Annotated in this window: 17 protein-coding genes; 14 read left to right on the top strand and 3 right to left on the bottom strand. The window is 72.7% G+C overall.

Going from position 1 to position 18,257, the window contains the following annotated elements; all coding sequences use genetic code 11:
• Nucleotides 1-171 precede the first annotated feature (171 nt).
• Together I6A60_RS08250 and I6A60_RS08245 are read left to right on the top strand one after the other, a co-directional pair.
• Nucleotides 172-1,488 carry an MFS transporter gene (locus tag I6A60_RS08250; RefSeq protein WP_307873583.1) on the top strand — a complete coding sequence of 439 codons (1,317 nt, stop codon included), beginning with the start codon at nt 172-174 and terminating at the stop codon, nt 1,486-1,488.
• An 81-nt stretch (nt 1,489-1,569) separates the two neighbouring features.
• The gene (locus I6A60_RS08245) at nt 1,570-2,436 is read left to right on the top strand and encodes a class II glutamine amidotransferase (RefSeq protein ID WP_203022653.1); all 867 of its coding nucleotides are present in this window, start codon (nt 1,570-1,572) and stop codon (nt 2,434-2,436) included.
• A gap of 32 nt (nt 2,437-2,468) precedes the next feature.
• On the opposite strand, the gene I6A60_RS08240 is transcribed toward I6A60_RS08245, so the two are convergent.
• Nucleotides 2,469-3,035 carry a TetR/AcrR family transcriptional regulator gene (locus I6A60_RS08240; protein WP_203022654.1) on the bottom strand — a complete coding sequence of 189 codons (567 nt, stop codon included), beginning with the start codon at nt 3,033-3,035 and terminating at the stop codon, nt 2,469-2,471.
• 94 nt (nt 3,036-3,129) lie between these two features.
• Between I6A60_RS08240 and I6A60_RS08235 the strand changes: the two genes are divergently transcribed.
• From I6A60_RS08235 to I6A60_RS08215, 5 genes are all read left to right on the top strand, one after another.
• Entirely contained in the window at nt 3,130-4,068 is a 939-nt protein-coding gene (locus I6A60_RS08235; protein WP_203022655.1) for an SDR family NAD(P)-dependent oxidoreductase, read from the top strand.
• Nucleotides 4,069-4,212: 144 nt separating this feature from the next.
• Nucleotides 4,213-4,605 carry a nuclear transport factor 2 family protein gene (locus I6A60_RS08230; RefSeq protein ID WP_203022656.1) on the top strand — a complete coding sequence of 131 codons (393 nt, stop codon included), beginning with the start codon at nt 4,213-4,215 and terminating at the stop codon, nt 4,603-4,605.
• Between the two features lie 154 nt (nt 4,606-4,759).
• Nucleotides 4,760-5,311, top strand: coding sequence for an RNA polymerase sigma factor (locus I6A60_RS08225; RefSeq protein WP_238435015.1), 552 nt, complete (start codon nt 4,760-4,762; stop codon nt 5,309-5,311).
• Entirely contained in the window at nt 5,308-6,363 is a 1,056-nt protein-coding gene (locus tag I6A60_RS08220) for a maleylpyruvate isomerase family mycothiol-dependent enzyme (protein ID WP_203022658.1), read from the top strand. The genes I6A60_RS08225 and I6A60_RS08220 overlap by 4 nt, the downstream gene beginning before the upstream one ends.
• Before the next feature lie 133 nt (nt 6,364-6,496).
• Nucleotides 6,497-6,940, top strand: a complete 444-nt coding sequence (locus tag I6A60_RS08215) for a MarR family winged helix-turn-helix transcriptional regulator (RefSeq protein ID WP_203022659.1) — start codon at nt 6,497-6,499, stop codon at nt 6,938-6,940.
• A gap of 63 nt (nt 6,941-7,003) precedes the next feature.
• On the opposite strand, the gene I6A60_RS08210 is transcribed toward I6A60_RS08215, so the two are convergent.
• Complete coding sequence (locus tag I6A60_RS08210; protein ID WP_203022660.1) at nt 7,004-8,134, bottom strand: hypothetical protein; 1,131 nt, start codon at nt 8,132-8,134, stop codon at nt 7,004-7,006.
• A 52-nt stretch (nt 8,135-8,186) separates the two neighbouring features.
• Nucleotides 8,187-9,131 carry an enoyl-CoA hydratase/isomerase family protein gene (locus I6A60_RS08205; protein ID WP_203022661.1) on the bottom strand — a complete coding sequence of 315 codons (945 nt, stop codon included), beginning with the start codon at nt 9,129-9,131 and terminating at the stop codon, nt 8,187-8,189.
• 280 nt (nt 9,132-9,411) lie between these two features.
• Between I6A60_RS08205 and I6A60_RS08200 the strand changes: the two genes are divergently transcribed.
• The 7 genes from I6A60_RS08200 to I6A60_RS08170 all read left to right on the top strand — a co-directional run bounded on the left by I6A60_RS08200 (nt 9,412) and on the right by I6A60_RS08170 (nt 18,068).
• Nucleotides 9,412-10,236: an enoyl-CoA hydratase gene (locus I6A60_RS08200; protein ID WP_203022662.1), complete on the top strand. Its 825-nt coding sequence runs from the start codon at nt 9,412-9,414 to the stop codon at nt 10,234-10,236.
• Between the two features lie 11 nt (nt 10,237-10,247).
• Nucleotides 10,248-11,783 (top strand): AMP-binding protein, encoded by a 1,536-nt coding sequence (locus I6A60_RS08195; RefSeq protein WP_203022663.1) that lies wholly within the window; start codon nt 10,248-10,250, stop codon nt 11,781-11,783.
• Between the two features lie 91 nt (nt 11,784-11,874).
• A complete protein-coding gene (locus tag I6A60_RS08190) occupies nt 11,875-12,681 on the top strand; it encodes an enoyl-CoA hydratase/isomerase family protein (protein ID WP_203022669.1) in 807 nt (268 codons plus the stop codon).
• Nucleotides 12,682-12,683: 2 nt separating this feature from the next.
• Nucleotides 12,684-14,330 carry a class I adenylate-forming enzyme family protein gene (locus I6A60_RS08185; protein ID WP_203022664.1) on the top strand — a complete coding sequence of 549 codons (1,647 nt, stop codon included), beginning with the start codon at nt 12,684-12,686 and terminating at the stop codon, nt 14,328-14,330.
• A complete protein-coding gene (locus I6A60_RS08180; protein ID WP_203022665.1) occupies nt 14,317-16,014 on the top strand; it encodes a class I adenylate-forming enzyme family protein in 1,698 nt (565 codons plus the stop codon). The genes I6A60_RS08185 and I6A60_RS08180 overlap by 14 nt, the downstream gene beginning before the upstream one ends.
• On the top strand, nt 16,011-16,841 hold the full coding sequence (locus I6A60_RS08175) for an amidohydrolase family protein (protein ID WP_203022666.1): 831 nt from the start codon (nt 16,011-16,013) through the stop codon (nt 16,839-16,841). Before I6A60_RS08180 ends, I6A60_RS08175 begins: the two co-directional genes overlap by 4 nt.
• Nucleotides 16,842-16,925: 84 nt before the next feature.
• Nucleotides 16,926-18,068: an acyl-CoA dehydrogenase family protein gene (locus I6A60_RS08170; RefSeq protein WP_203022670.1), complete on the top strand. Its 1,143-nt coding sequence runs from the start codon at nt 16,926-16,928 to the stop codon at nt 18,066-18,068.
• The last annotated feature ends 189 nt before the right edge of the window (nt 18,069-18,257 follow it).

Genomic DNA, 18,257 nt, shown 5'->3' with positions numbered 1-18,257 from the left:
GAGCGCCCGTTGCGCCTCGGTCGCGAGGTATGCCCGATGAGCGTCACGTCTGACCTCAGCACGTCCGCACCGATTTCCGTCCCTACTGTCGCCGTCCCTACGATTTCCGCCGCGCCGGACCGGCCCGTCGCGGCCGGGCACCGGCCTGAGGCTCGATCTCAGGCCGCGCCGGTGGCCGCCGAGCCGCCCCAGTCCGGCGCCGCCACCTACCGATGGCTGATCAACCAGCCTGGCACCCGGCCGATGATGGTCGCGGGGCTGCTGGCCCGGCTGCCGGTCGCCATGATCGGTGTGGGCGGCATGCTGCTGGTGGCGGCGAGCACCGGCTCGTACCGCCTCGCCGGCCTGACGACCGCCGCGATCGCGCTTGCCGGCGCCGCGGCCGGCCCGGTGATCGGCCGGCGTATCGACCGGCTCGGCCCCCGCGCGGTCCTTCCGCTGCTCGCCGCTGCCCACGTCGTCACCGGCGTCGGGTTCCTCGTGGCCGCGGTCGTGGCCGCGCCGGTGCCCGTGCTGCTCGGAGCCGCGGTCGCCACCGGGGCGACCCTTCCGCAGGTCGGCCCGGTCGCCCGGCAGCGCTGGGCCGCCAGGCTGCCGGTCGGGCCGCGGCTGGACGCCGCGTACGCGCTGGAGTCGGCGATCGACGAGATCACCTTCGTCACCGGCCCGGCCGCCGCCAGCGCGCTCGCCGGCCTCGCCCCGTCCGCCGGCACGGCGGCCGCGCTGGTGCTCGCCGCCGTCGGCACCGCCGCCTTCACAGCGCTGCCCGGCTCGGCTCACCCGGTGCCCGCCCAGCCTGTCGTCCCGGCCCAGCCTGTCGTGCCGGTCAGCGCGGCGGGCCGCCGGGAGCGGTCGATGGGGCGGATCCAGGGTCTGGTACCGCTGCTGGCCTCGGCCGTCGCGCTCGGGATGTTCTTCGGCGCCTCGGACGTCGCCCTGGTGGCCTACGGCCGCGCGCATGGGTGGGGAGCCGCGTCAGGACTGCTGCCGAGCACGCTGACGGCGTCCAACCTGTGCGCCGGAATCTGCTACGGGATGGTGCGCTGGCGCTCGAGCCTGCCGCGCCGGTTCGGGGTGGCGGGAGGTCTGTTCGCCCTGACCGCCTCGGTCGCGCCGCTGGCCGCCTCGGCCGGCGGCATCGACGCCGTGGTCGTCGCGGTCGTCATCGCCGGCCTGCCGCTGACCCCTCTGATCATCAGTTCGACCGCGATCGTCGGCGAGCTGGTCCCCGCGCACCGGCGGACCGAGGGCTTCGGTTGGGTGGTGATCGCGAACGGCGTCGGCGTCGCCGCCGGAGCCCCACTGGCCGGCGCGCTCGTCGACCACGCCGGTGCCGCCTCCGCCCTGATCGTCTTCCCGGTCTGCGGGTGCGCGACGGGGGCCACCGCCCTGCTGGCCGCCTACCGGCTGTCGGCCCGACGCCGCGGCGGCCCGGCCGGCCCTCGCTCGTCGCGCCGTGGCGGCCGTCGGGTCGGTCGTCGGCGATGATGCACGCGGGCCGGGCCGCAACCGGCTCACGACCGTCGGGGTAGGCCGGCGGCGCACGACCGACGAGGAGCGTGGTGCCGCATGTGTCGTCTGTTCGGAATGAGCAGCGCGCCGCTGCGCACCCGCGCCACGTTCTGGCTGCTGGACGCCCCGGACAGCCTCAGCGACCAGAGCCGCCAGGAGCCGGACGGCGCCGGGATCGGCTTCTTCGACGCCGACGGCGCTCCCGAGCTGTACAAGGCGCCGATCGCGGCCTATGAGGACCGGGGTTTCGCGCAGGAGGCCCGGAAGGTCGAATCGGCCACCTTCCTCGCTCACATCCGATTCGCCTCGACCGGTGCCGTGGAACAGCGCAATACCCATCCCTTCGAGCAGGAGGGGCGGATGTTCGCGCACAACGGGGTAGTCGAGGGCCTGGACCAGCTTGACGCCGAACTCGGCCCGGACCGCTCCCTGGTGAAGGGCGACACGGACTCCGAGCGGTTCTTCGCTCTGATCACCCGGGAGATCAGGAGTTCCGGGGACGTGGCCACCGGCATCGAACGAGCGGCCCGCTGGGTCGCCGCGAACCTGCCGCTCTACTCCCTCAACCTGATCGTCACGACCCAGCGTGAGCTCTGGGCGTTGCGCTATCCCGACACCCACCAGCTGTACACGCTCGAACGCCAGGCCGGTGGCCACCACGGCGACCGCCACCTCGACCACAGCGGCACGAACGGCCGGATGCGAGTCCATTCCCCCGACCTGGCCGCCGCACCCGCGCTCGTCATCGCCAGCGAAGAGATGGACGACAGCCCGATGTGGCGCCCGATGGAGCCCGGCGAACTGCTCCACGCCGGACCCGATCTGCGGATCACCCGCCGGATCGCGGTGCCCGACAAGCCGGCGCATCAACTCAGCCTCGCGGAACTGCGGCCCGACGCCGCCGCGTCCCAGAAGCCGAAGTAAGGCCGGCCCGGCGCTCCCGACGCAAGGGTGGGTCAGGCGCGAACGCGTAGCGCGTCCATGAGGAGGTCCAGTAGGCGGCCGGCCTGTTCGCGGTCGCCGCGGTCGGCGGAGGCGAGCGACAGCGCGCTGAGGCTGACCAGGATGTCGTCGGAGGCCACGTCCGCGCGCAGCGTCCCGGCCGCCGCTCCGGCCCGCAGCAGCGTCCCGACGGCGGTGGTCAGCCGGTCGCGGCTGTGCGCGAACGGGTCGCCACCGGAGGCGATGAGCGCACGCAGTGCGTCGCCCATGCCGCGCTTGGCGGCGAGGTAGTCGACGAACCGGTCCATCCAGCCGCGCAGGGCGCGATCGGGCGGCAGGTCGCGCAGGAGGTCGTCGACGGCGTCGGCCAGCCGGTCGAGCTCGTTGCGGTAGGCCGCGTCGACCAGCGCCTCCCGGCTGGGGAAGTGGCGGTAGAGCGTGCCGATCCCCACACCGGCCTCTTTCGCGATCGCCTCCAGCGGCACGTCGGGACCGGCCTGGGACAGCACCCGGACGGCGACCTCCAGCAGCCGGTCCCGATTGCGCTGGGCGTCGGCGCGCAGGGCCCGCGTGGCCGCCATCACATCACCTCCGGAATGAAGCGGAGGAACCTCCGGTTAGTGTGGTCAACGGACCGGAGGAACCTCCGGTTAAGCGTACCGACGGGAGCACGCCATGACCGACCGGATCACCACTTCGTTCTCAGCCCAGTCGACCGCCGCCGAGGTGATCGAGGGCATCGACCTCACGGGCCGGCGCATCGTCGTCACGGGCGGTGCCTCGGGGATCGGTGTCGAGACGGCGCGGGCCCTCGCCGGCGCCGGTGCCGAGGTGACGCTGGCCGTCCGCGACGTCGGGGCTGGCGACCGGGTCGCCGCCGACCTCGCGGCCGCCACCGGCAGCAAGCAGATCCTGGTCGCCCGGCTCGACCTGGCCGACCAGGCTTCGGTCGCCGCCTTCGTCGCCGGCTGGGACGGCCCGCTGGACATCCTCGTCAACAACGCCGGGGTCATGGCGTCCCCGCTGGCGCGTACGCCCGAGGGCTGGGAGATGCAGTTCGCGACCAACCACCTGGGCCACTTCGCCCTCGCGGTCGGGCTGCACGACGCGCTGGCCGCGGCCGGCCGCGCCCGGGTCGTGTCGGTCAGCTCCAGCGCGCACCACCGGTCCCCGGTGGTCTTCGACGACATCCACTTCGAGCGCCGCCCGTACGACCCGTTCTCGGCCTACGGGCAGTCGAAGACGGCCAACGTGCTGTTCGCCGTCGAGGCCAGCAAGCGGTGGGCCACGGACGGGATCACCGTCAACGCGCTCATGCCGGGCGGGATTCGCACGAACCTGCAGCGGTACGTGCCCGACGAGGTGCTGGAGCAGATGCGGACCGCGGCCGGCGGTAGCGGCCTGAAGTGGAAGACCCCCGAGCAGGGCGCCGCCACCTCCGTCCTGGTCGCGACCGCGCCGCTGCTCGACGGCGTCGGCGGGCGCTACTTCGAGGACTGCAACGAGGCCGAGGTCGGCGTGCTCACCGCCCGCAACGGCGTCGCCCCGTTCGCGCTCGACCCCGAGGCCGCCTCCCACCTGTGGGAGGTCTCGGTCCAGACCCTGGCCGGCTGAGCCCCCGCCGGACGGGCGGCGCCACTCAGATTCGACTGTGACCCAGGTCACAGTCAGTGCGGTGATCCGTCGGCGCCCGCCACGCGAATGGCTCGCGACCCGCACGCACGTTTCGGGGGCGGGGAGCTGAGCGGAGGCTTTCGCGTGACGAACACCGAGATCATCAAGGGCGGCTACGAGGCGTTTTCCAGGGGCGACGTCGTGGACCTGTTCGCCAGGTTCGCGCCGGACATCGAGTGGACGTCTCCGGCCGGGTCGCCGCGTGACCTGGCCGGCGTCTACAAGGGCCACGGCGAGTTGCAGTCCTTCTTCGGCAAGGTGCTCGCCGCCTATGGCGAGAACATGGCGGTGCGACCCCTGGAGTTCGTCGAGGCAGGAGACCGCGTCATCGCGTTCGGCCTGCTGGAGGCCCAGTCGGATTCCGGCCACGTCGTCACGTCGGGCTTCGTCCACGACTGGGTGCTCGCCGACGGCAAGGCGACGCGGATGACCGAGTACTTCGACACCGCGCACTGGGCCGCGCTGCTCGCCGGCTGAAGTCCTCTTCGGTCGGGGCCGGGCTGTGAGCCGGCACGACGCGGCCCCGACCCGAGAAGTTCACCCTGTCGGGAATAGCGTCCACGTTAGAATCACCTCCCTCCAGGGGGGTGGACGTGTGGTGACGGGGGACCGCCCGCGGCCGACGACCGAGATGGCGTCGGCGGACGCGGAACTGCACAGGCGGCTGGTCGCCGGTGACGAGAGCGCGTTGTGCGAGGCCTACAGGCTGTTTGGAAACCTTGTTCAGACGCTTGCCCAGCGGGTTACCCGCGATCGGGACGCGGCCGGCGACATCGTCCAGGACGTGTTCGGGTATCTCTGGGAGCGGCCGCTGCGCTATGACCCGAACCGGGCCGCTTTGCGAAGCTGGCTGGCAATGCTGGCGCACCGCCGGGCCGTCGACTGGGTGCGTGCGGAGGAACGCCAGCGGGCCGCGGCCGGCCGGTTCGGGCCGCCGCCGGAGGCGGTGCCGAGTGCCGCAGAAACAGTGGAGGTGGCAGACACCTTCTGCCGGGTACGGCATACCGTCGCCGGTCTTCCCGAGTCCTTGCGGATCGCGGTCGAGTTGGCGTTCTACCGGGAGATGACCTACCGTGAAGTAGCGGCCGAGCTCGGAATCCCGGAGGGTACGGCGAAATCACGAATGCGCAGCGCACTGGCGCGCATCGCCCGGGCTCTCGCCGAGGAAGGTATCGGCGGATGACGAATTCTGATGGGCACGCGGCCGGCGCGCCTGCCTCCGACCCGCATCCGGGCAACCTGACCAGGCTGGCGTCGCACCTGTGCGACGCGGCGGACGTCGGACCGCTGGCCGACCATCTCGACGAATGCCCGGCCTGCGCGCGGGCCGAGGCCGAGCGCCGGGAAATCGAGCAGCTGCTGCGCGCGCCGGACGACGGCACCGGGCCCGGGCCCGCGCTGTCGCGGGTGCTCGCGGCCGCCCGCGCGCGGCGGCGCCCGGCACCCGAGCTGCCCGCGTTCGCCGCCGCGTTCGGGGCCACGGCCGGGATGCTCGACGTGGTGCTCGCCGAGGTGAGCGACGACGTCCTGCTGCGGCCCAGCCCGGTCCTCACCTGGCGGTTGGGCGATCTGGTCACCCACCTGGCCGCGGGCAACGCCCTGGTGGCCGACGCGGTCGCGATCGCGGTCGATCCACCCGTGGCCGCGGACGTCGACCTGGTGGCCCACACCGAACGCCTGCTGCGGTGGGTGGACGGCTGGCCGCGGGCACGCGTCGCGCGGCTGTGGCGCGACGGCATCGCGGCCATGGCGGAGCGGATCCGCGCCGAGCCGGCGCTCGCGCGGGAGTGGGTCGAGGTCGACGGCCTGCGCCTGCCGGTGGGCTCCCACCTGGTCGCGCGTGCCTTCGAGACCTGGATACACGCCCGCGACCTCGGTGTCGCGGCCGGCCTGACGGTGCCGTCGCCGCCCGCTGACAGCCTCGCCGCGATGGCCGACCTCGCCGCGGGACTGCTCGGCGCCCTGCCACCCCGCGCCGCCACGGCGCCGGCCGGTGCCGTGCGCCTCACGCTGACCGGGCCTGGTGGCGGCGCCTGGCTGGTCCACCTCGGTGGTCCGCCCCCTGCCGGGCTCGGCGCGATCGAGCCCGCGGCGGGGCTGGTCCTCGACACGGTCGAGTTCTGCCTGGTGGCCGCGAACCGGCGGGCGCCCGAGGCGGCGCGCGCCGCGATCAGCGGCGACGCGGCCCTCGCGGCGGAACTGCTCACGTCGGCCGCGCGCCTCGCCCGTCCCTAGCACCATCCGCCGCGAACCGGGACGGGGTGGGTTGGTGGGCAGGCCGGCGGATCGGCTCCGAGCAGGCAGCCGTCGCGAAGCAAGCGCCCGGGAGCGGCCAAATGAACCGGGGGTGGCCTGTAACGTCTACGGCATGGCCGATCGCCTCCCGCAGCTGGAGCTCGGCAACCAGCTGTGCTTCGCGCTCTACAGCGCGAGCCGTTACGCGATCCGGGCCTACGGGCCGGTTCTCGCGGAGCTTGGCCTGACCTACCCGCAGTACCTCACGATGCTGGTGCTCTGGGAGGCGCAGGAACCGCGGACGGTCGGCGACATCGGCGCGAGCCTGCACCTCGACAGCGGCACTCTGACTCCGCTGCTCAAGCGCCTGGAAGATCTCGGCCTGGCCGACCGGACCCGGGACCCGGCGGACGAGCGCCGGGTCCTCGTCTCGCTGACCGAACAGGGAACGGCCCTGCGGGCGAAGGCCGCCGACGTCCCACAGCGGGTCTTCCAGCGTTACGGCATCGACATCCCGACCGCCCTGCGGCTCATCGGCGAGCTGACGACGATCGTCGACTCGCTGCGCACCGCCTAGCCGGGCGCACCGCCCAGCTAGGCGCGCCGCCTGGCTGGGCGCGCGGTCCGGCTCGGTCGGCGGTCAGGCCGGATCGGGGGCGGCCGGCGCGGTCCTCGGCGCGGCGCCGTCGAGGAGCTCGGTGAAGCCGCCGGGGGCGTAGGGGCCGATCACGACCTGTTCGAGGACGCCGAGGCCGGTCCGGTCACCCCAGGTCGCGCGCATGACCTGCTGCACGTGAATGGTGTCGAACGCGAGGACGTCGAGGTCGGCGGCCTTGTGGGCCTCGCCGCCGACGGCCAGCTCACCGTGCCACTTCCCGTGGCCCCAGGTCGGGTGGAGATAGCCGACGCCCTTCATCCGGAAGGTCCGGATGGGCTCCAGCTCGACGGTCTCGCCGGCCCCGAGCCGGATCGTGGCACCCTCGGAACGACGCAGCCCCGGGGCCCAGCGGATCTCGTGACTGACCCCGTCCAGCCGGCGAATCCCCGTTTCGGCGCCGAAGATCGGTGCCTCGTCGCCCAGCACGGGCAGGACGGCCGCGGTCTCCGACCACGGGACGCCGCGGGCGTCCTCGAAGCGCAGGTAGTGCAGGCACTGGTCGGGAAAGTTCAGCGGAGCCCAGAAGAAACACAGCTGCGCCGGCACGTTGCGGGGCGCGGCCGGAGCGGGGTCGCCGACGCCGCGGATACCCCAGGAACGGTCCTTGGTGCCGTAGGTGGGCGTGCCGAGCGGAATGTCCGTGCCACCGGACGAGAGGGTGCCCGACCAGGTGACCAGCTGGGTGGCCCGGGTGACGTCCATGACCATCACGGTGCCGGCGTGCCGGGTCTGGCGGGGTTCCTCGTACGCGGACGTCCTGGCGGTCGCGGTCAGGTCCGCGACGAGCCCGTGCTCCGGGGCGGTGACGACGATCCGGGCGACCCGCATCGGTTCGACGATCTCGATGGAGATCGGGCCGATTCTGGTCTGGGTGCGGTCCAGCGGGATCCGGCCGGAGGCGAACACCGACCGCTGGACGCCGTCGTGGACGACGCTGAACGCGGCGTCGATGATGCCGCGGTTCGGGTAGAGGCCGAGCGCGACGGCGAAGTACATGTTCTCGTCGTAGCCGTTGAACCAGAACCGGTCGTACTGGTCCGGGTGGCCGTCGCCGGCGTGCGCGAGCGGAAGCGCGGTCTGGTGCACCGGGTAGTCGTCAAAGGGAATGAGCACCAGCGGATTCCTCTCAGCGGGTGGACCCGACGACAGGCGAGGCGGCGAGGCCTCAGCCGGCGGGCGCTCCGAACGTCGGCTCCCGGCCGTTGGGGGAGGTGAAGAGTGGTTCGTCGGTGATGTCGAAGTGGGCGTCGCGGAGTTGGAAGGCTTTCTTGGTGCCGTGTTGGGCGCGGGTCTTGACGAAGTTGAATTCGTCGTCTTCGAAGCGGAGGTTGGTGCCGTAGGCGTGGATGAGGTAGCTGGTGGTTTCTTCGCCTTGGTAGGCCTGGAGTTGTTCGACGAGGCGGAAGGCTTCTTTGGCGATGGTGATGCCGTCGGCGGGCATTTTCGCGGCTTTGCGGGCCCAGTGTTCGGCTCGGGCGGTCACCGCGTCGTCGTCGACGACCTCGGTGAAGATACCGAGGTGGGCGAGGTCGGCGGCGGGGATGATGTCGCCGGTGAGCAGGAGGCGCCGGGCGGTGACGGGGCCGAGGCGGTGGAAGAACATGTGCAGGGAGCCGAGGGCGGGGCCGAGGAAGCGGGTGGCCGGCATGCCGATGCGGGTGGTGGCGCCGATGACGCTGATGTCGGCCATGAGGGCCAGTTCGAAGCCGCCGCCGAGCGCATAGCCGTTGACCTCGGCGACCGTGACCTTGGGGTAGCCGAGGAACTGGTGGTAGAAGTCGAAGCTTCGGCGGTCGACGGTGAGGCGGCGGCGTTGGCTGGGCCGTCGGCTGCGCGCGGCGTTGTCGTCGGGATTGGTGCCGGCGCCGTACCAGGCGTAGGCGTTGCCCATGTCGGCGCCGGTGGAGAAGACGTCGTCGCTGCCGCGCAGGATGACGACCTTGATGGTGTCGTCGTCGGCGAGATCGTCGAGGTGGGCGGCGAGCTGGGCGCGCATCGCGGGGTCGTAGGCGTTGCGGCGGGCGGGGTTGTCGAGGGTGAGCCGGGCGATGCCGCGGGACTCGTCACGCTCCAGCAGCACGCGGCCGTCCCGCGTCTGTCCTTCACCCATCGCAGGTTCTCCTCGTCGCCGCCGCCACCCGGAAGGATGCCCTGCCGGTACCCCATCGTATATATCTAGACATTAGTGGGGTCGCTGGCTAGCATCGCCGCAGTACGAGGCGCTCAGGGGTGACGGGCGGTGGCGTGCCGGCCTTGACCGGCCGCCGGCGCGGCGTCGCGGCCAGCATCTGCTCCGCGCGCGGCGCGCGGACCTCTGACCGCTTGCGCGACGTTGTCCCCATCGGCGTCAATCGAGACAACGCCGTGCTCGACAGTCCTGGAGGCCGGTCGTGACGAAGACGTTCATCGACTACGAGGTCAGCGACGCCGTCGCGACCATCACTTTGGACCGGCCGGAGGCAGCCAACGCCCAGACGTTGGAGCTGCTCGACGAGCTGGACGCCGCGTGGCGGCGGGCCGCCGACGACCCCGAGGTCCGGGTCATCATCCTGCAGGCCAACGGCAGGCACTTCTCCGCCGGTCACGACATCAAGGGTGTCGGCGGCGAGTCGAACGGTGCCCGGCCGAAGGTGACGCTGGAGGGGATCTACGAGGTCGAGTCTCGTCGGTTCCTGGAGTACAGCCTGCGGTGGCGCAACGTGCCGAAGCCGTCGATCGCCGCCGTCCAGGGCGTGTGCATCTCCGGCGGCCTGCTGCTCGCCTGGCCCTGTGACCTGATCATCGCCGCGGACAACGCCACGTTCTCCGACCCGGTCGTGAACATGGGTATCGGCGGCGTCGAGTACCACGGGCACACCTGGGAGATGGGCCCGCGCAAGGCCAAGGAGCTGCTGTTCACCGGCCGCAAGATGGACGCCTATGAGGCGGAGCGCGTCGGCATGGTCAACAGGGTCGTCCCGCTGGCTGACCTGCGCGAGGCGACCAGGGCGCTCGCGGCCGAGATCGCGACCAAGCATCCGTTCGCGCTGCGCCAGGCCAAGCGGGCCGTCAACCAGACGCTCGACGTGCAGGGCTTCTACGCGGCGGTCCAGTCGGTCTTCGACATCCACCAGACCGGCCACGGCCACGCGCTGTCGGAGAGCGGCATGCCGATCCTCATGCTGCTCGACGGCATGAAGGAGCAGCTCGCGAAGCCCTCCGCCAACGGTCGCTGACCGGAGCCCCCATGGGAGAGACAGTGGCGACGCAGCTCGAGCATCCGAAGTGGTTCGCCGCCGTGGCGCCGGACCGGCCCGCGGTGATCGCCGGTGACGTCACGATCACCTACGCGGAGCTGGAGGCTCGGTCGAACCGGCTCGCGCACGCGCTGCGCGCGGCCGGATTAGGCATCGGCGCCAACGTCGCGGTGCTGATGGAGAACCGGGCCGAGTACTTCGAGGTCACCTGGGCGGGGCTGCGGGCCGGCCTGCTGGTCACGCCGATCAACTGGCACCTGTCCGGCGCCGAGGCCCGTTACATCGTCGAGGACTGCGGCGCCGACGCGCTGATCGCCTCCGCGTCCTGCGCCGACGTGGTGGCCGAGCTGGCCGGCGCCGGCCCGAAGATCCGGCTGTCCGTCGGCGGGCCGATCGAGGGGTTCGAGCTGTACGAACAGGTCGCCGCCGGCTTCCCGTCGACACCGATCGACGACGAGGCGGACGGCGCCTGGATGTTCTACTCGTCGGGCACCACCGGCCGCCCCAAGGGCATCAAGCCGCCCGAGGTCGGCGGCCCGCTGGGCGCGCCGATGGGGTTCACGGCGATGGTCCGGTTCCTGTTCGGCGGCGACGAGAACACCCGCTACCTGAGCCCCGCTCCGCTCTACCACGCGGCCCCGTCGGGCTGGACCAACGCGATGCACCGGATCGGCGGCACGGTCGTGCTGACCGAGCGGTTCGAGCCCGTCGACTTCCTCGAGACGATCGAGCGCCACCGGGTCACGATGGCGCAGGTCGTCCCGACCCACCTCGTCCGGCTGCTGAAGCTCCCCGAGCAGGAGCGGGCCCGCCACGACCTGTCCAGCCTGAAGACGCTCGTCCACGCCGCCGCGCCGTGCCCGGTCGACGTCAAACGGGCGGCGCTGGAGTGGCTCGGCCCGATCGTCTACGAGTACTACGCCGGCAGCGAGGGCGTCGGATTCTGCTTCATCGGGCCCGAGGAGTGGCTGGCCCACCCGGGCTCCGTGGGCCGTTCGATGCAGGGCAAGGTCCACATCGTCGACGAGGCGGGCGAGGAGCTGCCGGCCGGCGCCGACGGCCGGGTCTTCTTCGAGGCCGCGCGCCGCTTTGAATACCACGGCGACGCGGAGAAGACTGCCTCGGTGTTCGACGACCGTGGCTGGGCCACCTACGGCGAGATCGGCCATGTCGACGCCGACGGCTACCTCTACCTGACCGACCGCGCCACCAACATGATCGTCTCGGGTGGCGTCAACATCTACCCGCGCGAGCTGGAGGACGTCCTGGTCCGCCATCCGCGGGTCGCGGACGTCGTGGTCATCGGCGTCCCCGACGCGGAGATGGGCGAGTCGGTGCGGGCGGTCGTCCAGCCCGCGAGCCCCCCGGCCGACCCTGCCGCGCTGGAGGCCGAGCTCATCGCCTACGCCCGCGAGCACCTCGCCCGGTTCAAGGCACCGCGCTCGGTCCGGTTCCTGGACGAGTTCCCGCGTCTGCCCACCGGCAAGGTCGCCCGCCGCCTGCTGCCGTCCGACGTGCTGGCGTGACCAGGTCCGGTCCTGGGGCGGCGAGCGGCACGGGCGCCAATACATCTAGATATTTGAGGGCTGCCTCGCTACCATCGCCGTGGTGAACGACATGGATTCCGCCACGGGCGCCGACGTCGTCGTCGAACGCGACGGCGGTGTGCTGCGGATCGGCCTCAACCGCCCGGAGCGCCGCAACGCCCTCGGCCCCGCCACGGTCCGCCTGCTGATCGCCACGCTCGAGGACGCGGCGGTCGACGACGGCCTGCGGGTCGTCGTGCTGTCCAGCCTCGGGCCGGACTTCTGCTCCGGCGCCGACTGGGTCGCGTCGAACAGCAAGGACGGCGAGCGGCCGCGGACCGGCAGCGTGCAACGGCGCACGGCCCTGCAGGCCCACCGGCTCGTCCAGCTGATCACCGAGCTCCAGCTGCCCGTCGTCTGCGCGGTGCGCGGGCACGCGGCCGGGCTCGGGTTCCAGCTGGCGCTGGCGGCGGACTTCACCGTCGCCGCCGAGACCAGCCGCTTCTGGGAGCCGTTCCTGGCCAGGGGCTTCAGCCCGGACAGCGGGGCCACCTGGCTGCTGCCCCGCCTGGTCGGCATCGCGCGGGCGAAGGAGCTGCTCATCCTGGGGCGCAGGCTGTCCGGCCGGGAGGCCGCCGACTGGGGGCTGATCTACCGGGCGGTGCCCGACGCCGACCTCGACGACGCGACCGCCGCCCTGGTCACCGAGCTCGGCCAGGCCGCGACCGTGGCGGTCGGGCTGACCAAGCGGTCGGTCAACCGGGGCCTGGAGCTGGGGCTCGCCGAGACGATGGAGCAGGAGGCCTACGCGTTGGAGCTGTCGTCCCGCACCGGCGACTTCCGGGAGGGGCTCGCGGCCTTCCGGGAGCGGCGCGAGCCCAAGTTCGGCGGTCGCTGACCATGGTCGTGACGACGATCGAGGCCGAGGACGGCCTGCCGCTGACGGTCGCGGCCCTGCTGCGTGAGCGGGCCGCGCAGTACGGCCCGCGCGTGCTGCTCGTGTCCGACGACGACGTGCTCACCTATGCCGAGGCCGACCGGCGCTCGCGGGAGCTGGCCCGAGGCCTGCTGGCGCTCGGCGTCGACCGGGGGACCCACGTCGGGCTGCTGTTCCCGAACGGGAGCGACTTCGTCGTCGGCTGGCTGGCCGCCGCGCGGGTCGGCGCGGTGACGGTCCCGCTGAGCACGTTCTCGACCAGCGCGGAGCTGCGCGGACTGTTGTACAACGCGGACGTCGGGGTGCTGCTCGCGGCGCGCGGTTTCCGCGGCCACGACTACGTGGCCGCGCTCGGGTCGGCCGTCGGAGACCTTGACCTCCAGGGCGAGCAGCCGCTGCTGGCCGCGTCGATGCCGGTACTGCGGCACGTGTTCTTCGCCGACGGGGCGGACGGCGGCGCCGACGACGGGCGGGTCGGCCCGGCCCGGACCCTTGCCGCGCTCGCGCGCCACGGCGTCACGGTGGACGACGACCTGGCGCCGGCGGTCGAGGAGTCGCTGGCGCCGAGCGACCGGATGGTCATCGTCCACACGTCCGGGTCGACGAGCGCGCCGAAGGGCGTGGTCCACACCCAGGGCGCGCTGATCCGGCATCTGGCGAACCTGAACGAGATCCGCCGCTACACGCCCGAGGAGGCGCTCTTCTCGAACTCGCCGTTCTTCTGGGTCGGCGGGTTCGCCTACGCGCTGCTCGGCACGCTGGTCGCCGGCGCCCGGCTGGTGTGCTCGAACGCGTCGAATCCGGCGGGGGTGCTCGACGTGCTCGAACGGGAGCGCCCGACGATGGTCAACGGCTACGCCCAGTCGGTGGCGGGCCTGCCGAACGACCCGACGTTCGCCCGCCGGGACCTGTCCTCGATCCGGCGCGGCAACCTGTACTCGATCATGCCGCCCGACGTCCGGCCCGAAGACCCGCTGCGGCGCCACCAGATGCTCGGGATGACCGAGGCCGGCAGCGTCTGCCTGGTCAGCGCGGACGAGGGCGACCAGCCGGAGCGGCGCTGCGGCTCGTTCGGCCCGCCCGCGCCGGGCCTGGAAGCCCGGCTCGTCGACGCGGACGGTTCGGCCTGCGGTGTCGGCGCGGTGGGGGAGCTGTGGCTGCGCGGGCCGTTCCTGATGGAGGGCTACTACGGCAGGGAACGCCACGAGGTGTTCGACGCCGACGGGTGGTTCCGCACTGGAGACCTGTTCGCCTTCGACGACGAGGGCTTCTACTACTTCCATGGCCGGCGCGGCGACCTGATCAAGACCGGCGGCGCGAACGTGTCGCCGAGCGAGGTCGAGGCGGTGATCCGCGACGTCGCGGGGCTCACGGCGCACGTCGTCGGCCTGGAGGACCCGGCGCGCGGGCAGATCGTCGCGGCGGCGGTCCGGGTGCCGTCCGGCCGCGGCGTCGACGCCGACGAGCTGCGCGGCCAGCTCGCCGAGCGGCTGTCCTCCTACAAGGTGCCGCGCAGGTTCGTCCTGCTCGCCGACGACGAGGTGCCGACGATGTCCAGCGGCAAGATCGACATGCCCGCCCTCAAGGAGCTGCTGCGTGCCGCCCGCTGAGCTCGCGGCGCCCACGATCCCGGGGCCGCTCACGATCCCTGGGCTGCTCGTGGTCCGGCGGCGCGAGGACGCCGACCTGCGGGCGCTGGTCGGCGACGACGACGCCGTCACCTACCGGGAGCTCGACGACGCGAGCCGGGCGCTCGCGGCCCGGCTGGTGGCCGCCGGTGTCGGCAAGGGCAGCCGGGTCGGCCTGGTGATGCCGAACGGCGTGGGCTGGGCAGTGCACGCGCTCGCCGTGACCAGGCTCGGCGCGGTGCTCGTCCCGCTGTCGACGCTGCTGCGCCCGCCGGAGCTGGTCGCCCAGCTACGGGCCGCGGCCGTCACCCAGCTGGTCGTGGTGCCGGCCTTCCGCGGCCGCGACTACCGTGCCGAGCTGGACGCCGAGGTGCCGGGCCTGACCGAATGCCTGCGCGCGGGCGGCCGGCAGCCGGCGGTGCCGTCGCTGCGCGCGGTCTGGACCCCGGACGAGCTGCCTACGGCAGCGGCGCCGGTCGAGCTGGTCGACGCGCTCGAACGGGTGGTCCGGCCCGCCGACGACCTCGTCGTCCTGTTCACCTCGGGCAGCTCGGGCGGCCCGAAGGGCGTGCTGCACACCCACGGCAACGCGTTGCGTGCCGTCGCCAGCAGCCTGGATGCCCGGCGCGTCGGCCCTGGTGAGCGGCTCTACATCCCGATGCCGTTCTTCTGGACCGGTGGGTTCGGGTCCGGGCTGCTCTCGGTGCTCGTCGCCGGCGCCACGCTGCTCACCGAGGCGGAGCCGGAGCCCGGGCGCACGCTGCGCTTCCTCGAACGGGAGCGGGTCACGCTGTTCCGCGGCTGGCCCGACCAGGCGGCCCGGCTCGCGGCGCACCCCGACTTCCCGACCGTCGACCTGTCCTCGCTGCGGCCGGGCAGCCTCGGCGCGATCCTGCCCGCGGCGGCGCGGCCCGCCGCGGGGGCGCGGGCGAACCTGTTCGGGATGACCGAGTCGTTCGGCCCGTACTGCGGCTCCCGGCTCGACACCGACCTGCCCGCCGGCAAGCACGGCAGCTGCGGCCAGCCCTTCGCGGGCGTCGAGGTCCGCGTCGTCGACCCGGCCACCGGCCAGCCGCTGCCACCCGGCGCCGAGGGGGAGATCCGGCTGCGCGGGCCGCACCTCATGCGCGGCATCTGCGGGCGCCACCGGGCGAACGTGTTCGACCGCGACGGCTTCTACCCGACCGCCGACGCGGGTGTGCTCGATGCCGAGGGCTACCTCTGGTACCGGGGTCGGCTGGACGACATGTTCAAGGTCAGCGGCGCGACCGTGTACCCGCTGGAGGTCGAGTCGGCGCTGCGCGGCCTGGCCGGGGTGCGCGAGGCATTCGTCACCGACGTCGCGGACGAGACAGGCGACCGTCAGGTCGCCGCGCTGGTCGTCGTGACGCCCGACGCCACAGCCGGACCAGGCGCCACGGACCGATCCGACGCCACGGCCGGACCTGACGCCACGGACCGAGCCGACGGTCTGGCCGGACCCGACGGCCTGGCCGAGCTGGCCAGGTCCCGGCTGAGCAGCTTCAAGGTCCCGACCCGCTGGCTCGTGGTGACCGACCCGGCCGGCGTGCCGCGGCTGGCCAGCGGCAAGGTCGACGTCGGCGCGCTGCGCCGGCTCCTGCGGGACCAGGGGGTCGTCAGATCCCGGAAGGTGAGGCCGACATGAAGGCCATCGACTGCCTGGTCAACGTCCACCTGGGCGACGACAAGCAGCCGGAGTGGATGGTGCGCGTCAAGGAGGACTACTTCAAGGGCGGCGCCTCCTTCTTCCACAGCCCCGAGCTGCCCGAGCTGATCGACGCGATGGACGCCGCCGGTGTCGAGCGGGCGATCCTGGTCTCGCGGGCCAACAAGGGGCCGGACCGGGCCGCCCGCTACGCCGAGCAGCGCCCCGACCGGTTCGCCCTCGCCGTCGGCACCTTCAACCTGCTGCGCCCGATGAGGGCCCTGCGCACGCTGGAGTCGTACGTCCGGGACTACCCGGTCGCCACCGCCACCGTCGGGCCGAGCTTCTGGGGCGACGGGATGTACCCGCCCACCGACGCCGTCTACTACCCGCTCTACACGAAGTGCTGCGAGCTCGATCTCCCGCTGTGCATGAACACCGGCCTCCCCGGTCCGCCGATCCCCGGTGAGGTCCAGAACCCGATCTACCTCGACCGGGTCTGCTACCGGTTCCCCGAGCTGAAGCTGTGCATGATCCACGGGGCCGACCCCTGGTGGGACACCGCGATCCGGCTGATGCTCAAGTACAGGAACCTGCGGCTGATGACGTCGGCCTGGTCGCCCAAGCGGCTGCCCGCCTCGCTGCTGCACTACATGTCGACCCGGGGCCGGGACAAAATCATCTTCGCCTCCGACCACCCGGTGCTCTCGTTCGAGCGCTGCCTCGCCGAGTCGGCCAACCTCGGCCTCACCGACGAGGTCCGCCAGGCCTGGCTCCACGACAACGCCATGTCCTTCTTCTTCGCCGACCGGGCCAAGTCCGAGTGACCCGCCGCGGCCGAAATATCTAGATATAACCTACGAGGCGACGGCTCGCCGGGCTGGGCGCGCGTGACGAGAAGGGCGATGGAGATGGCCGAGAAGCCGTTTGCCTTTACCGAGGAGCAGCGGGAGCTGCGCCGGACCGTACGCGCGTTCCTGGAGCACGCCGCCCCGGAGCCCGAGGTGCGCCGCCTGATGGAGACCCGGGCGGGCTACGACCCCGCGGTCTGGGCGCAGCTGGCCGGCGAGCTGGACCTGGTGGGTCTCGCGATCCCGGAGGAGTTCGGCGGCGCCGGCGCTTCCTTCGTGGAGGTCGCGATCGTCGCCGAGGAGATGGGGCGGCGCCTGCTGTGCGCGCCGTACCTGTCGACGGCGGTGCTGGCCGTCGGGACGCTGCTGCGCTCCGGGGATGCCGGGGCGCAGAAGGCCTGGCTGCCCGGAATCGCGGCCGGCGAGACCATCGCGACGCTCGCCTTCGCCGAGGAGAACGGCCGTTGGGACGCCAGCGGCATCACCGCCGTCGCGGCGCGGTCGGGTGACGGCTGGACGCTGACCGGCACGAAGTCCTACGTGCTGGACGGCCATACGGCGGATCTGCTGCTGGTCGCCGCGCGTACGGCGGCGGGGGTGTCGCTGTTCGCCGTCCCGGGTGACGCTGTCGGCCTGACCCGCGCGCCTTTGGCGACGCTGGACCAGACCCGCCGACTGGCTCGCGTCGAGCTCGCGGGCGTGCCGGCCACCCTGGTCGGCGAGGACGGCGCGGGCTGGCCGGTGATCGAGCACGTGCTGAACCTGGCGGCCGTCGCCCTGGCCGCCGAGCAGGCCGGCGGCGCCGAGGTCGCCCTGAACATGGCGGTTCAGTACGCCAAGGACCGGGTCCAGTTCGGCCGCCAGATCGGCAGCTTCCAGGCGGTGAAACACCGGTGCGCCGACATGCTGCTGGAGGTGGAGTCGGCGCGGTCGGCCGCCTACTACGCGGCCTGGTGCGCGGCCGGGGCCACGGCGGGCGACGAGAGTGCGGACGAGCTGGCCAAGATCGCCGCCGTCGCGAAGGCCTACTGCTCGGAGGCCTACACCCAGGTCGCGGCCGACAACATCCAGGTCCACGGCGGCATCGGCTTCACCTGGGAGCACTCCGCCCACCTGTACTTCCGCCGGGCCAAGTCCGACGAGCTGCTCTTCGGCGATCCAGCCCTCTGGCGCGACCGGTTGGCCACCAGCATCGGCGTGTAACCCGCCTGGACGGGTCCGGCCGGGAGAGTTTTATCTACTTCATCCCATGCCGCGACGGCCCTGGCGGTGCGCATCCTCCGGCCAGGGCCGCCGTGACAACGGCGCGGCGGTTGACCTCGGCCCGAGGCCGGCAAGATCGCCGTTTGCGCCCTCGGGTGGCTGTAACCGCAGTGGTTTTGTGACCATGTG

Source organism: Frankia sp. AgB1.9, assembly GCF_016786355.1.
In the GTDB taxonomy this organism is placed as follows: Bacteria; Actinomycetota; Actinomycetes; order Frankiales; family Frankiaceae; genus Pseudofrankia.
This window is presented reverse-complemented; position numbering and strand designations above follow the sequence as displayed.

What these genes read in the sequence shown, in the direction of transcription:
- I6A60_RS08240 (WP_203022654.1), bottom strand. Translation starts at nt 3,035, where the DNA reads ATGGCGGCCACGCGGGCCCTGCGCGCCGACGCCCAGCGCAATCGGGAC.
- I6A60_RS08185 (WP_203022664.1), top strand. Translation starts at nt 12,684, where the DNA reads ATGGTCGTGACGACGATCGAGGCCGAGGACGGCCTGCCGCTGACGGTC.
- I6A60_RS08220 (WP_203022658.1), top strand. Translation starts at nt 5,308, where the DNA reads ATGACGAATTCTGATGGGCACGCGGCCGGCGCGCCTGCCTCCGACCCG.
- I6A60_RS08205 (WP_203022661.1), bottom strand. Translation starts at nt 9,131, where the DNA reads ATGGGTGAAGGACAGACGCGGGACGGCCGCGTGCTGCTGGAGCGTGAC.
- I6A60_RS08190 (WP_203022669.1), top strand. Translation starts at nt 11,875, where the DNA reads ATGGATTCCGCCACGGGCGCCGACGTCGTCGTCGAACGCGACGGCGGT.
- I6A60_RS08195 (WP_203022663.1), top strand. Translation starts at nt 10,248, where the DNA reads ATGGGAGAGACAGTGGCGACGCAGCTCGAGCATCCGAAGTGGTTCGCC.
- I6A60_RS08235 (WP_203022655.1), top strand. Translation starts at nt 3,130, where the DNA reads ATGACCGACCGGATCACCACTTCGTTCTCAGCCCAGTCGACCGCCGCC.
- I6A60_RS08175 (WP_203022666.1), top strand. Translation starts at nt 16,011, where the DNA reads ATGAAGGCCATCGACTGCCTGGTCAACGTCCACCTGGGCGACGACAAG.
- I6A60_RS08215 (WP_203022659.1), top strand. Translation starts at nt 6,497, where the DNA reads ATGGCCGATCGCCTCCCGCAGCTGGAGCTCGGCAACCAGCTGTGCTTC.
- I6A60_RS08170 (WP_203022670.1), top strand. Translation starts at nt 16,926, where the DNA reads ATGGCCGAGAAGCCGTTTGCCTTTACCGAGGAGCAGCGGGAGCTGCGC.
- I6A60_RS08225 (WP_238435015.1), top strand. Translation starts at nt 4,760, where the DNA reads ATGGCGTCGGCGGACGCGGAACTGCACAGGCGGCTGGTCGCCGGTGAC.
- I6A60_RS08245 (WP_203022653.1), top strand. Translation starts at nt 1,570, where the DNA reads ATGTGTCGTCTGTTCGGAATGAGCAGCGCGCCGCTGCGCACCCGCGCC.